Source organism: Pseudomonas sp. NPDC090752, from assembly GCF_055584805.1.
This window is the reverse complement of sequence record NZ_JBVJLI010000027.1, coordinates 21,943-35,888: the sequence shown is the minus strand read 5'-3', so window position 1 is coordinate 35,888 and position 13,946 is coordinate 21,943. Positions and strand designations below refer to the sequence as shown.

The window sequence follows — 13,946 nt, the reverse complement described above, 5'->3', positions numbered from 1 at the left end:
TGCTGATGGGGTCGATACAATCACGGCGCCGGGGGCGCCTTGGGGAGCGGGCATGCTGGAAAGGCTGTTTCAACTAAGAGCACACAACACCAACGTGCGCACCGAGATTCTCGCGGGCGTCACCACCTTCCTGGCCATGGCCTACATCCTGTTCGTCAACCCGAGCATCCTCGGCGAGACCGGCATGGACAAGGGCGCGATCTTCGTCGCCACCTGCCTGGCCGCGGCCATCGGCTCGACCACCATGGGCCTGATCGCCAACTACCCTATCGCCCTGGCGCCGGGTATGGGCCTGAACGCCTTCTTCACCTACACCGTGGTCCTGCACATGGGCCATACCTGGCAGGTGGCGCTGGGTGCGGTGTTCCTGTCGGCGGTGATGTTCTTCCTGCTGTCGATCTTCCGCATCCGCGAATGGATCGTGAACAGCATCCCGCTGCCGCTGCGCTCGGCCATTGCTGCGGGTATCGGCTTGTTCCTGGCGCTGATCGCCCTGCATAACGCAGGCATCGTCGTCGATAACCCGGCTACCCTGGTGGGCTTGGGCGACCTCAAGCAGCCTGCGCCGATCCTCGCCACCCTGGGCTTCTTCCTGATCGTCGGCCTCGAGTCGTTGAAGGTGCGCGGCGCGGTGCTGATCGGTATTCTGGCCGTCACCGTGGCCGCGATCGCGCTGGGCGTGACGCCGTTCGCCGGCATCGTCTCCATGCCGCCGTCGTTGGCGCCGACCTTCCTTCAGCTGGACATCGCTGGTGCTCTCGATGTGGGCCTGGTCAGCGTGATCTTCGCCTTCCTGTTCGTCGACCTGTTCGACAACTCCGGCACCCTGATCGGCGTGGCCAAGCGCGCCGGCCTGATGGGCAAGGACGGCCACATGCCGAAAATGGGCCGCGCCCTGATCGCCGACAGCACCGCGGCCATGGCCGGCTCCTTGCTGGGCACCTCGACCACCACCAGCTACATCGAGTCGGCAGCGGGCGTCAGCGCCGGTGGCCGCACCGGCCTGACCGCCATCGTGGTGGCCGTGCTGTTCCTGCTGGCGCTGTTCTTCGCCCCGCTGGCCGGTAGCGTGCCAGCCTTCGCCACCGCCCCGGCGCTGCTGTTCGTCGCCGTGCTGATGGCCTCGGGCCTGGCGGAAATAAACTGGGACGACGTCACCGAAGCCGCACCGGTGGTGGTGACCGCCCTGGCCATGCCGCTGACCTACTCGATCGCCAACGGCATCGCTTTCGGCTTCATTTCCTGGACCGCCATCAAGCTGATCTCCGGCCGCCACCGCGACCTGAACCCGGCCTTGGTGATCCTTTCCATCCTGTTCGTCATCAAGCTGGGCTGGTTCAACGCATGAGTGCTGTCTTAGACCCTTCCGCCTACGACGCGCAGCTGCAGGGCAAAGTCGCCCGCCTGCGCGAGCTGCTGGCGCCCTTCGGTGCGCCAGAGCCGGCCGTATTCGACTCGCCGCGCGAGCATTACCGCCTGCGCGCCGAATTCCGCCTGTGGCGCGAAGACGGCCAGCGTCACTATGCGATGTTCGCCCCCGGCGACAAGCACAATGCCATCCTGATCGACGATTTCCCCATCGCCAGCCAGCGCATCAATGAGCTGATGCCGCGCTTGAAAGCCGCCTGGCAGGCCAGCGAGGACCTAAGCAATCGCCTGTTCCAGGTGGAGTTCCTCACCACCCTGGCCGGTGATGCGATGATCACGATGTGCTACCACCGCCCATTGGACGAGGCCTGGGAAGTGGCCGCGCGGCAACTGGCCGAACAACTGGGGGTGAGCCTGATCGGCCGCTCCAAGGGCAAACGCCTGGTCATCGGCCGCGATTACGCGGTAGAAAAACTCGACGTCGCCGGCCGCGTGTTCAGCTATCGCCAGCCAGAAGGCGCGTTCACCCAGCCCAACGGCGCAGTGAACCAGAAGATGCTGAGCTGGGCATTCGAGGCCATCGGCGAGCGCGATGACGACCTGCTGGAGCTGTACTGCGGCAACGGCAACTTCACCCTGCCGTTGGCCACCCGCGTGCGCCAGGTGCTGGCCACCGAGATCAGCAAGACCTCGGTCAATGCCGCGCTGAGCAACCTCGACGAAAACGCTGTGGATAACGTGCGCCTGGTGCGCCTGTCGGCGGAGGAGCTGACCCAGGCGCTGAATGACGTGCGCCCGTTCCGTCGTCTTGAAGGGATCGACCTCAAGAGCTACGACTTCGGCACCGTGTTCGTCGACCCGCCACGTGCGGGCATGGACCCGGATACCTGCGAGTTGACCCGGCGTTTCGAGCGGATTCTGTACATCTCGTGCAATCCCGAGACCTTGGCAGCGAACATTGCCCAGTTGCAGGACACCCACCGCATCGAACGCTGTGCGTTGTTCGACCAGTTCCCTTATACCCATCACATGGAGAGTGGCGTCCTGCTGGTACGCCGCTGATTCACCCCGCGGCGTGGCTGCAACAGCCTCGCCGCGGCTTTTGACCACCCACCACTTTATCCACAAGTTCCAGATCTGGCACCTGACATTTTTGCCAGCAGCATGCCGCCGTCAACTCATTTAACGTGTCACCTGCACGCCAGCCCTCTGTGCTGAGCCGAATGAGGAAACCAAAGCATGCGCCTGATGATAATGCCCCTGGTCGTAGCCGCCCTCGCTTCACTGACAGCCTGCGTCAACGACTCCCTTCCACCACTGATCTCCGTACCGGACAGCGCCAGGCTCACGTGGACAGACGTGCCCGACACACAAGGAGCAGTCTCGTATGCGAATGTCGAAGGCGACATTTTCGGCAAGGGCCCCTATCAAGCTTATGTGCGCTTTCGCAAAGGCACCGACAATGGCCTGCATCTGCACAGCCAGACACTCCCCACGGTGGTGCTCAGCGGCACGTTCTACGCGGTGATCGATGGCAAACGCACCGAGTATCCGGCCGGCGCGTTCTACCGCCTACCTGCGCGCCTGGTACATGAAAGTGGCTGCACGGCTGCCGCCGATTGCCTGCTGTTCCAATACCAGGCCGACACGTTCGACCTGGTACCCACCAAAGGCTGAACCCTGCTGTTGAAAAGTCCACCCGCTCCTTCCAGAGCGGGTCTTTCGCCTTCGACCCCTGGTGAAAAACGCCGGCCATCTGCAGGATGGGCCTCGTATTCAACGCAGCGCGCTGCCATGGCGCAGACCTCCCCATGGCACGCGACCAGGAGTGATGTACCGATGGACCAGTTCAGTGCCATGCAGACCTTCCGCCGGGTCGTCGATCTCGGCAGTTTCAGCGCAGCCGCCAGCCAGGCGGGCGTTTCGCACACCGTCCTGTCACGCCAAGTGAAGCAACTGGAACGCCATCTCGGCACGCAATTGCTCACCCGCACCACCCGCCGCCTGCACCTCACCGAAGCCGGTGCACTGTTCTATCGCCATTGCGTGCAGATTCTCGAACAGATGCAGGCGATGACCCTGGAGCTCTCCGAGCATCAGCAACAACCCACTGGCACCTTGCGCCTGGGGGTGGCCACTGCCTTTGGTGAATTGGAATTAGGGCGCTGGTTACCGGACTTTGTCGAACGCTATCCACGCCTGCAAATCGAGTTGCACTGCAGCGACCGGTTCGTCGACCTGCTGGAGGAGGAAATCGATGTGTGCCTGCGCGTCACCGATCATCTGCCTGATTCCAGCCTGGTGGCACGTCGGCTAGCAAGCAGCGATGTACTGCTAGTGGCGGCCCCCGGTTATCTCGAACGCCACGGCGCACCGAGCTCACCTGACGAACTCGCCAGCCACGCCCTGCTGGGCTACAGCCAGCTACTGCACCCACAGCGTCTGCAATTGACCAGCGCCAAGGGCGAGCAGCGCGAAATTCTCATGCCCCGGCGTCTGAGCGCCAACTCGCCCATGGCACTGCGTGCCGCCGCCATCAGTGCCCTGGGTATCGCCAGCTTCGACCGTTTCATTGTGCTCGACGCCCTGCAGGACGGGCGGCTGTTACCGGTACTGGACAGCTGGGAGCTCCCCGCGCGAACGCTGTACGCGGTTTATCCTCAGAGCCGCTATCTGGCGCCCAAGGTGCGGGTATTGCTGGATTATGTGCAGGTCTATTACTCGCAACGGAGATGGGGTGATTGATTTGTGCTTAATTTGCACAAGTCATGACTACCAAGACCGGTATTTGTGCTCTGTGGGTTTAGTTAGCCTTTGTTGCATCGTCACTCAACGAAGGAACTTCAACATGAAAGCAGTGCAAACCCTCATCGCGACCTTGGCCCTCAGCACCCTGGCCCTCGGCGTCAACGCGGCAGAAAAAACCATTTCTGTCACCGACAGCGCAGCCTTGAAGTGGCAAGAAGTCGAAGGCACCAAGGGCGCGGTCAGCTATGCCAATGTCGAAGGTGACATTTTCGGCAAAGGTCCCTATTCGGCGTATGTGAAGTTCAAGAAAGGGACCGACAATGGCCTGCACCAGCACAGCCAGACGCTGCCTACAGTGGTCTTGAGCGGTACGTTTTACGCAGTGATCGACGGCAAGCGCATCGAATACCCGGCCGGCGCCTATTACAAACTCCCCGCCGACCTGGTGCACGAGAGCGGCTGCACGGCCGCGGCAGATTGCGTGCTGTTCCAGTACCAGGCCGATGCCTTTGACCTGAAGCCGGTGAAAGGCTGAAGTTTTGGGGCTGCCATGCAGCCCCAACCTTCACATCAGAAGTCGAAGAACACCGTCTCCCCTTCCCCCTGAATACGCATATCGAAACGATAGGCCGTCTTCCCGTCCACCTCGCAACGTTTGGCAATCAAGGTTTCGCGGCGCTGCGGCTGCTCGATCAGGTTGAGCACCGGGCACTTGGCATTGGCCTCGGCCTCATCATCAAAGTACAGCCGCGTGTGCAGGTGGATGTTGATGCCACGGGCAAACAGGCTGATGTTGATATGCGGCGCCATTGGCACACCGGCAGCGTTCTTCACCACACCCGGCTTGACCGTCTGCACGGTCCACTCGCCGGCATCGAAGGTGGTGGCGGTGCGACCGAAGCTGTTGAAAGCATTTTCCAGGTTGTACGCATCCTGGTATTGGCCGGCGGCATCGGCCTGCCACAGCTCCAGGAACGAATCGCGTACCAGGTGGCCATTGCCGTCATACACCTGGCCGATCAGCAGAATGTGCTCGCCCGGCGCTTCTGGCTTGGCCAGGCAGTTCCAGATTTCCTGGTCGCGGGTCGGATTGCCGGCCGCTTCCAGGGCCAGGCCGATGTGCACGTAGGGGCCGGCGGTTTGCGAAGGGGTTTCCGGCAGCAGTTCGATTGGCATGGCGGGGTCCTCAGCAGTTTTCGAAGTGGGTCTTGCGCTGGCCGCGCAGCACGATGTCAAAGCGGTACGCCAGGCAGTCCATCGGGTTGCCGTTGCTCATGTCGAGCTTGGCTATCAACTGCTGCACCGCTTCGGGGTTGGCGATCGACTTGACGATCGGGCACATCGGGATCAGCGGGTCACCTTCGAAGTACAGCTGGGTGATCAGCTTGGTGGCAATTGACGGGCCGCTGACGCCTACGTGGATGTGCGCCGGGCGCCAGTCGTTGGGGCCGTTGCGCCACGGGTACGGGCCGGGCTTGATGGTGCGGAAGCTGTAGTAGCCGTCGCGGTCGGTCAGGCAGCGGCCGACACCGCCGAAGTTCGGGTCCAGTGGCGCCAGGTAGCGGTCGTTCTTATGGCGGTAGCGCCCACCCGCGTTGGCCTGCCAGATCTCTACCAGGGTGCTGGGTACCGGCTTGCCGTACTGGTCGACGACACGGCCAGCGACGATGATGCGCTCGCCGATCGGCAGGCCGCCGTTGTTGAAGTTCAGCAGCAGGTCATGGTCATGGGCGCCGAAACCCAGGTGAGTAAAGTCCGGGCCGGTGGTTTCGCTGATCGACTGCGGGATACTGACCAGCGCCTGGCGCGGCGAGCGGGCAATGGACGTCTTGTAGTCGGGGGTCAAGGCTTTGGGGTGCCAGTTGCGATCACGGATCACGAAGCGGCTGTTGTCCTGGGCGGGCATGCCGTTTTCCTCTCTTGGAATTATCTGAACACCTGGGCTTGGCAGGCGGACATGCAGTTTCGGATAAGTCGCACGGGATGAATATTGAATTCAGCGGTCCGTTACTTAACCAAATGGTTATGCATTAGTCCGTTTGGCTGAGGTGAACTAATCTTTGACTTCATGTTTCATGCTTGGGAGTGGATCTGATGGAATGGCGAAAAGGCCGGCGCAGCGACAACGTGGTCGATGCCCGTGGCGAAGGTGGCGGCGGCGGTGGCATGCGCTTTGGCGGCGGCAAGGGGCTGGGGCTCGGCGCAATCCTGTTGATCGTCGGCATCGGCTGGCTGACCGGCCAGGACCCGCTGCAGATTCTCGGCCAGCTCACCGGGCAGATGGAGCAACAGCAGCAGGCCCCCAGCGGCGCGGACAACAAGGCGCCGGCGGCCAACGACGAACAGGCGCAGTTCGTCGCGTCGATCCTCGGCGACACCGAAGACACCTGGAAAGCCCTGTTCTCCCAGGCAGGCAAACAGTACCGCGACCCCAAGCTGGTGCTGTTCAGCGGCCAGGTGAATTCCGCCTGCGGTTTCGCCTCGGCGGCAGTGGGCCCGTTCTACTGCCCGGCGGACCAGCGCGTGTACCTGGACATGTCGTTCTTCCGCGAGATGGAAACCCGCTTCGCCGCTGCCGGCGACTTCGCCCAGGCCTACGTGATCGCCCACGAGATCGGCCACCATGTGCAGACCTTGCTCGGGGTGTCGGCCAAGGTCGATGCCGCGCGGCGCGCAGGGCAACGCATGGAGGGCGACAATGGCTTGCTGGTACGCCAGGAATTGCAGGCCGACTGCCTGGCCGGCGTCTGGGCCTATCAGGCGCAGCAACGCCTGAATTGGCTGGAACCCGGGGATGTCGAGGAAGCGCTGAATGCGGCCAACGCCATTGGTGATGACCGCTTGCAGCAGAAGGGCCAGGGGCGCGTGGTGCCGGACTCGTTTACCCACGGCACTTCGGCGCAGCGGGTGCGCTGGTTCAAGGCTGGGTTTGCCCAGGGTGATGTGAACAGCTGCGATACCTTCAGTGCGCGTAGCCTTTGACCGAAGGCCGATTAAATTGCCAGGGGTTTCATAGAGTTACAAATCAGCTGAAAAAGCGTTTCAGCTTCGCTGCCACGTGCCGATAACCCCTGCACGATACAGCGGGCATCCAGAACAACAACGCCTCGCGATCGAACAATGATCAAGTGAGCGAAATTCTTTCTGGAGAGCGTGCATGAACAGCTGGTTCGCCAACATCAGCGTCAACCTCAAACTCGGCCTGGGCTTCGGCCTGGTGCTGGTCCTTACCGGCCTGCTGGCCCTGACCGGCTGGACCAGCCTGGGCAGCCTGATCGACCGCAGCAACTGGATGGGTGATATCGGCCAGCTCAACAAGGACCTGACCGACATGCGTATTGCGCGCCTGCAGTACATGATCGCCAATGGCGACGATGCTGCGGCCGCCAACACCCAGGCCAAGCTGGACGCGTTCAGCAAGCAGCAAGAACACCTGGTCAGCACCTTCAAGAGCCCGGAAAACGTCAAGCTGCTGAAAGAGCTGGGTCAGACCATCAGCGAGTACAAGGTCTCGTTGAACAAGATGCGCGCTGGCTACAAGAACTCCCTGGCCGCCCGTGAGGCGATGAACGTATCGGCGGCCAAGGCCGACGAGGCCATGGAAACCCTCAGCCAGGACGTCATGGCCCGCCCGGATGCCGACAGCGTGCGCCTGGCTCAGTATCAGCTGATCAGCAAGGTGCGTCAGCAACTGCTGCAAGTGCGTATCGACGTGCGCGGCTACATCGCCGACAACAGCGCGGCCAACGAACAGGCGGCCCTGCGCCAACTGGAGTCGGCATTGGTTGAGATCGACAATCTCAAGCGCCAGCTGCCATCCGATGCCACCCGCGTGCAGCAGTTCGAACAGTCTGTCCAGGCCTACCGCGAGGCGGTGCGCCAGTTCCGCGATGCGGTCGCGGAAATCACCACGTCCCGCGCGGAAATGACCGTGCAGGGCGCCGACATCGTCAAGCGCAGCGACGCGCTGTACAAGATCCAGATCGACCGTCGTGACGCCGAGAGCGCCCAGGCCCGTAGCCTGCAGACCATCGCCACGCTACTGGCGTTGCTCGCCGGCGTATTGGCGGCCGTCATCATCACCCGCCAGATCACCCGCCCCCTGCGCGAGACCCTGCAGGCCGTGGAGCGTATCGCCGGCGGCGACCTGACCCACGACATGCGCATCACCCGCCGCGACGAAATCGGCGTGCTGCAACAAGGCATCGCGCGCATGGGCACCACCCTGCGCGAGCTGATCAGCGGTATCCGTGACGGTGTCACGCAGATTGCCAGCGCCGCCGAAGAGCTGTCGGCGGTCACCGAGCAGACCAGCGCCGGTGCCAATAGCCAGAAGGTCGAAACCGACCAGGTGGCCACGGCCATGCACGAAATGGCCGCGACCGTTCAGGAAGTCGCGCGCAATGCCGAGCAGGCTTCGCATGCTGCGACCGGTGCCGACGAAGAGGCGCGCGCGGGTGACCGCGTGGTGGGCGAAGCGATCAGCCAGATCGAACGCCTGGCTGCGGAAGTGCACCGCTCCACCGAAGCCATGAATTCGCTGCAGCAGGAGAGCCAGAAGATCGGCAGCGTGATGGATGTGATCAAGTCGGTGGCCGAGCAGACCAATCTGCTGGCACTCAACGCCGCGATCGAAGCCGCCCGCGCTGGCGAGGCTGGCCGTGGCTTTGCTGTCGTCGCTGACGAAGTACGCGGGCTGGCCCAGCGTACGCAGAAGTCCACCGAAGAAATCGAAGTACTGGTGGCTGGCCTGCAACACGGCACCCAGCAGGTGGCCAACGCCATGCAGGGCAGCCGCACTTTGACCGACAGCAGCGTCGAGCTGGCACGCAAGGCCGGGTCTTCGCTGGAAAACATCACCAGCACGGTGTCGAGCATCCAGTCGATGAACCAGCAGATTGCTGCGGCGGCCGAGCAGCAGAGTGCAGTGGCTGAAGAAATCAGCCGCAGTATTCTGAATGTGCGCGATGTGTCGGAGCAGACGGCGGCGGCCAGTGATGAAACCGCAGCGTCCAGTGTTGAGCTGGCGCGCCTGGGTGGGCACTTGCAGATGCTGGTCAGTCAGTTCCGCGTCTGACCTTTAGGTAGCTTTCGCGGGGCAAGCCCGCTCCCACAGGATATGCGCAAGGCTTAGAGCCGGCGCGGGATTTGTGGGAGCGGGCTTGCCCCGCGAAGAGGTCAGTCCTGCCTGAACAGAACTATTTGACGACCATCCCCACCCCACGCCCACGCGGATCCGAAGCCGTCTCAAGCTTCGCCCCGCTCACCCGGATCGCCTGGATATCCCCCATCTCCCAGCCCTGATCCTCCAGCACATAGCCCATTTTCTTCAGGCCATCCGCCACTGGCCCGGTCAGGGGCGCGTAGCTGTCGAAGTAAATGGTGTCCTTTGGCAGCAGCTGATGATGCACACGCTGCGCCGCCACCGCCTTCTCCAGCGGCATGCCATAGTCGTAAAGGTTGTTCATCACCTGGAAGATCGAGGTAAAGATCCGCGAACCACCTGGCGTGCCGATCACCAGTTCGACCTTGCCATCGCGGGTCATCAGGCTCGGGCTCATGGACGACAGCATGCGCTTGCCGGGAGCAATGGCGTTGGCATCACCGCCGACCACGCCAAAGGCGTTGGCCGCACCCGGCTTGGCGCTGAAGTCGTCCATCTCGTCGTTGAGCAGGAAGCCCGCGCCCTTCACCACTACACCACTGCCGTAGTCGAGGTTGAGGGTGTAGGTGTTGGAGACCGCGTTGCCCTCCTTGTCGACGATCGAGAAGTGCGTGGTCTGGTGCGGTTCCAGCCCCGGTTTGACGTCGTCGGTGGCGGAGATGGCCTTGGGGTTGACCTGCGCGGCGCGCTTGGCCAGGTAATCCTTGGCGATCAGCTGGTCGACCGGCACCTGGGTGAAGGCCGGGTCGCCCAGGTAGTCGGCGCGGTCGGCAAACACGCGTTTCTCGATCTCGGCCAGCAAGTGAATGTACTGCGCCGAGTTGTGCGCCACACCCTTGAAATCAGCTGCGCGGTCTTCCTTGATGCCCAGCAACTGGGCCAGGGCGACGCCGCCGGAGCTTGGCGGTGGCGCGGTGTACACCACGTTGCCGCGCCAGCTCAGGGCCATCGGCTCGCGCCAAACGGCTTTGTAATCCTTGAGGTCTTCCTTGGTGATCAGGCCTTTGTCAGCCTGCATCTGCGCCACCAGCAGGTCGGCGGTCTTGCCCTGGTAGAACTCGCTCACGCCTTTGTCAGCGATGCGTTCGAGGGTCTGCGCCATCTCCGGCTGCTTGAATAGCTCGCCGACCTTCATGTTGCCGAAATAGTCGTTGAAGTTGGTCGCGGTCTTGAACAGGCCTTGGGCATCGTTGCGGTACTGATACTGTTTTTCGGCGATCTTGAAGCCGTTTTGCGCATAGCCGATGGCCGGGGTCAGCAGTTCGCTCCAGGGCAGCTTGCCGAACTTCTGATGGGCTTCCCACAGGCCCATGACGGTACCGGGCACGCCGGCCGCGCGAACGCCGACCAGGCTCAGGTTCTCGATAACCTCGCCCTTGTCGTCCAGGTACATGTTGCGCGTCGCAGCTTTGGGCGCCACCTCGCGGTAATCGAGGAAGTAGGGTTTACCGTCGACGAACAAGGTCATGAAGCCACCGCCCCCGATGTTGCCGGCTTCAGGGTAAGTCACCGCCAGGGTAAAGGCCGTGGCTACGGCTGCGTCCACCGCATTGCCGCCTTTCTTCAGGATATCGGCAGCCACCTGTGCGCCATATTGATCGGGCGCGGCCACCGCGCCGCCCTCAAGGGTTACCGCATAGGCTGACGAACAGCTCAAGATCGCGGCACCGAGGGCCATGGACTGGAACAGGACGATACGCATGACACTTCCTTGGTGTTGTTTTTGTTGATCAGTCAGTAAGGCCGAAGCGGGTCGACTGTCAATCAAACAACGAACGTTTCGCCGCCTTTGAGCAGGATTTGTCGCGTTCAGGCAACTCAGCAGGCGTACATCGCCAACTTTTGCTGGATAAAATCAAGGAAGCACTGAATGCGCAGGGCCAGTTGCGTATTGCGGTAGTACACGGCGTGGATGGGCTGACGGTAGCCATTGTTGGCATCACCCAGCAGCACCTGCAGACGGCCTGCGCGGATGTCTTCATGGGTCATGAAGTGCGACAGGCTGACGATGCCCTCCCCGGCCAGGGCCAGTTGCCGTAGGGTTTCACCGCTGGAGGCGATCAGCGCCGGGCGGATCGGCCAGCGGTCGCCCTGGGCGTGGCGTAGCGGCCACAGGTTGAGGGATTCGGGCTGGCTGAAGCCGAGCAGGCAGTGGTGACTCAAGTCTTCGACCTGCTGTGGTGTGCCGTGTTTTTCCAGGTAGGCAGGGCTGGCGAGGATCTGCACCGGGCTGCAGCCCAGCGACCGAGCATGCAGGCTGGAGTCGGCCAGCTCACCGATGCGGATCGCCACGTCGGTGCTCTGTTCCAGCAGGTCGATGATCAGGTCGTCGGTGTTGAGCTCCAGCTCGATGCCGGGGTAGGCGCGGCGGAACTCACCGATCCAGGGCAGGATGGCATGCAGCATGAACGGCGCGGCGGCATTGATGCGCAGCCGCCCCGACGCACTCTGGCGGTGCATCGACAGGCGCTCTTCCATCTCATCCATTTGTTCAAGCACCCGCCGCGAGCGTTCGAGGAAGAAGCGCCCTTCCTCGGTCAGGTCCATGCGCCGCGTGGTGCGGTTGACCAGGGTCGTGCCGAGCTTGGCCTCCAGGCGTGACAGGGTGCGGCTCACCGCCGACGGGGTCTGGCCCATCTGCTCGGCAGCGGCGGAGATCGAGCCGCAGTCGATCACGGCGACGAATACCTGGAGTTCTTCGGATCGGGTTTTCACTGCGGCGCCTGTGTTGGGAGCTTTGCGGGTACTAGATAGCTGCTTGTGGCCTTTGAGTCTAGCGGTGGTTGCCCCGCGAAGAGGCCGGGACTGACAGCTACTTTGCCTGGCCGAACACTTCGTTCAGATGCGCTTCATACGCAGCCAACGCGGCCGGCACATCCGGGCGCTTCATTACATCGACGGCGAGGAAGGTCGGCAGCCCGCTCATGCCGAGGAACTGATTGGCCTTGTGGAACGGGAAATACACCGCATCCACCCCCTTGCCCTCGAAGAAATCGCTCGGGTCGTCGAAGGCTTGCTGCGGCGCGTTCCAGGTCAGCGACAGCATGTACTGTTTGCCGTGCACCAGGCCGCCGCTGCCATACTTCTGCGAGGCATCCGAGCGGGTGCGGCCGTCGCTGGCGTAGAGGCTGCCGTGGCCTTCGGTGAAGACCTCGTCGATGTACTTCTTCACGGTCCAGGGCGCGCCCATCCACCAGCCCGGCATCTGGTAGATGATCACATCGGCCCAGAGGAATTTCTCGACTTCGGCCTGCACATCGTAGCCACCGTCGATGAAGGTCTGCTGCACATCGAAGCCGGCGTGGTCGAGATGGGCCAGGGCGGCGTCGTGCAGGGTCTGATTGAGGCGGCCGTCGGAGTGAGCGAACTGTTTGCCGCCGTTGAGCAGGAGAATCTTTTTCATGCTGGGCCTCTAGGGGTCGAGTCAAATTGAATGACCGGCAGATTAAAGGCTCCCTTGCGAGGGAAACAGCTGGTAAAGGTCAAAATACAATTGATCTGAAATCACGAATACGCAGGTAATTATTGCCTTAGAATCGTTTCACCATTCATCACTGAGGAGCGATCCATGAGCGAGCAGCACGCATTCATTCTCAAGGCCAAGACCCGCCCGGAAATGGCTGACGCCTTCGAAACCCTGTTCCGCGCCTATGTTGAACCGAGCCGTCAGGAACCTGGCTGCATCGAGTACCACATGCTGCGTGACAAAGCCGACCCAAGCCTGTTCGTGTTTTTCGAGGTCTGGGCGAGCAAGGCTGCACTGGACGTCCACTCGGGCCTGCCGCACATGGTCGAGTTCTTCGAAAAGCGCATGGATTACCTGGAACGCGACTTCGATATCCAGGCCATCGAGATGCTCAGCGCTTCTTCCGCTAACCGTTGATCAGCAAGTGGCCGCCAAGCACGGCCAGGCCGATGAAGAAGCAACGCTTGAACAGCGCCGCGCTGATGCGCTGGCGCAACCACTGGCCCGCCAGCATGCCCAGCAGCGCTGGCGCCAGCATCAGCAATGAAGCGCCCAGTGCCTGGCCACCCAGGGCATCCTGCCCGGCCAGGCCAAGGGCCAGCGCCAAGGTCGAGACCGTGAACGACAGGCCCAGCGCCTGGATCATTTCGTCGCGGGTCAGCCCCAGGCTCTGCAGGTAGGGAACCGCGGGCATCACAAATACGCCCGTCGCCGCTGTCACCACGCCAGTCACCAACCCGCACAATGGCCCGAGCCACCACTCCCTGTGCTGCGCAAGCCGCAAACCAGGCCCGATCAGGCCATACACCGCATACACCAGCAGCGCTGCGCCCAACGCGTGTACCGCCCAGGGGCCGCTGTTGATCCCCAGCCAGGCACTGCCGACCAAGGTGCCGATGAAGATCGCCGCGAGCATTGGCCCAAGTCGCCGCAACAGCGCCATCAGATGGCCGCCGGCCGCCAGTTGCCAGAGGTTGGTGAGCGTCGACGGGACGATCAGCAAGGCCGCAGCCTGCGCAGGGGGCATCGCCAGGCCGAGCAGGCCCATGGCGATGGTTGGCAAGCCAAGGCCAATCACGCCTTTTACCGCGCCAGCCAGTACGAAGGTGATGATCACCAGCAGCGAGAGTGCCGGGCCGATGTTTTGGTAGAAGGCGAGTAGGGTTTCCATGGCCGCTATCATGATGGGGGCTGCAAGGT

The 13,946-nt window shown here is 62.5% G+C and carries 14 protein-coding genes; 8 read left to right on the top strand and 6 right to left on the bottom strand.

The window, feature by feature from the left end; all coding sequences use genetic code 11:
• The first annotated feature begins 52 nt into the window (after positions 1-52).
• The 5 genes from ACZ6YA_RS24780 (at position 53) to ACZ6YA_RS24760 (ending at position 4,651) form a co-directional block, all read left to right on the top strand.
• Positions 53-1,348, top strand: coding sequence for an NCS2 family permease (locus tag ACZ6YA_RS24780; protein ID WP_465900238.1), 1,296 nt, complete (start codon positions 53-55; stop codon positions 1,346-1,348).
• Positions 1,345-2,430: a tRNA (uridine(54)-C5)-methyltransferase TrmA gene (gene trmA / locus ACZ6YA_RS24775; protein WP_465900236.1), complete on the top strand. Its 1,086-nt coding sequence runs from the start codon at positions 1,345-1,347 to the stop codon at positions 2,428-2,430. The genes ACZ6YA_RS24780 and trmA overlap by 4 nt, the downstream gene beginning before the upstream one ends.
• 177 nt (positions 2,431-2,607) lie before the next feature.
• Positions 2,608-3,045, top strand: a complete 438-nt coding sequence (locus ACZ6YA_RS24770) for a cupin domain-containing protein (protein WP_465900235.1) — start codon at positions 2,608-2,610, stop codon at positions 3,043-3,045.
• 162 nt (positions 3,046-3,207) lie between these two features.
• Positions 3,208-4,113, top strand: coding sequence for a LysR family transcriptional regulator (locus tag ACZ6YA_RS24765; protein ID WP_465900233.1), 906 nt, complete (start codon positions 3,208-3,210; stop codon positions 4,111-4,113).
• Positions 4,114-4,216: 103 nt separating this feature from the next.
• Positions 4,217-4,651 carry a cupin domain-containing protein gene (locus tag ACZ6YA_RS24760; RefSeq protein ID WP_465900232.1) on the top strand — a complete coding sequence of 145 codons (435 nt, stop codon included), beginning with the start codon at positions 4,217-4,219 and terminating at the stop codon, positions 4,649-4,651.
• Positions 4,652-4,686: 35 nt separating this feature from the next.
• Here ACZ6YA_RS24760 and pcaG read toward each other — a convergent pair whose 3' ends face one another.
• Positions 4,687-5,292: a protocatechuate 3,4-dioxygenase subunit alpha gene (pcaG, locus tag ACZ6YA_RS24755; RefSeq protein ID WP_465900230.1), complete on the bottom strand. Its 606-nt coding sequence runs from the start codon at positions 5,290-5,292 to the stop codon at positions 4,687-4,689.
• 10 nt (positions 5,293-5,302) lie between these two features.
• Positions 5,303-6,022, bottom strand: coding sequence for a protocatechuate 3,4-dioxygenase subunit beta (gene pcaH, locus ACZ6YA_RS24750; protein ID WP_403134556.1), 720 nt, complete (start codon positions 6,020-6,022; stop codon positions 5,303-5,305).
• Between the two features lie 188 nt (positions 6,023-6,210).
• On the opposite strand from pcaH, the gene ypfJ reads away from it, so the two are divergent.
• Entirely contained in the window at positions 6,211-7,098 is an 888-nt protein-coding gene (gene ypfJ / locus ACZ6YA_RS24745) for a KPN_02809 family neutral zinc metallopeptidase (RefSeq protein ID WP_465900229.1), read from the top strand.
• 175 nt (positions 7,099-7,273) lie between these two features.
• Positions 7,274-9,193, top strand: a complete 1,920-nt coding sequence (locus tag ACZ6YA_RS24740) for a methyl-accepting chemotaxis protein (protein WP_465900227.1) — start codon at positions 7,274-7,276, stop codon at positions 9,191-9,193.
• Positions 9,194-9,314: 121 nt separating this feature from the next.
• Here the strand turns inward: ACZ6YA_RS24740 and ggt are convergent, their stop codons facing one another.
• The 3 genes from ggt to mdaB all read right to left on the bottom strand — a co-directional run bounded on the left by ggt (position 9,315) and on the right by mdaB (position 12,683).
• The gene (gene ggt, locus ACZ6YA_RS24735) at positions 9,315-10,982 is read right to left on the bottom strand and encodes a gamma-glutamyltransferase (protein WP_465900225.1); all 1,668 of its coding nucleotides are present in this window, start codon (positions 10,980-10,982) and stop codon (positions 9,315-9,317) included.
• 116 nt (positions 10,983-11,098) lie between these two features.
• Complete coding sequence (locus ACZ6YA_RS24730; protein ID WP_465900223.1) at positions 11,099-11,995, bottom strand: LysR family transcriptional regulator; 897 nt, start codon at positions 11,993-11,995, stop codon at positions 11,099-11,101.
• A gap of 97 nt (positions 11,996-12,092) precedes the next feature.
• A complete protein-coding gene (gene mdaB, locus ACZ6YA_RS24725; RefSeq protein ID WP_465900221.1) occupies positions 12,093-12,683 on the bottom strand; it encodes an NADPH:quinone oxidoreductase MdaB in 591 nt (196 codons plus the stop codon).
• A gap of 165 nt (positions 12,684-12,848) precedes the next feature.
• Here mdaB and ACZ6YA_RS24720 point away from each other — a divergent pair, with 165 nt between their 5' ends.
• Positions 12,849-13,163, top strand: coding sequence for a putative quinol monooxygenase (locus tag ACZ6YA_RS24720; RefSeq protein ID WP_465900220.1), 315 nt, complete (start codon positions 12,849-12,851; stop codon positions 13,161-13,163).
• On the opposite strand, the gene ACZ6YA_RS24715 is transcribed toward ACZ6YA_RS24720, so the two are convergent.
• Positions 13,153-13,917: a sulfite exporter TauE/SafE family protein gene (locus ACZ6YA_RS24715; protein ID WP_465900218.1), complete on the bottom strand. Its 765-nt coding sequence runs from the start codon at positions 13,915-13,917 to the stop codon at positions 13,153-13,155. The genes ACZ6YA_RS24720 and ACZ6YA_RS24715 overlap by 11 nt on opposite strands.
• Positions 13,918-13,946: the final 29 nt, after the last annotated feature.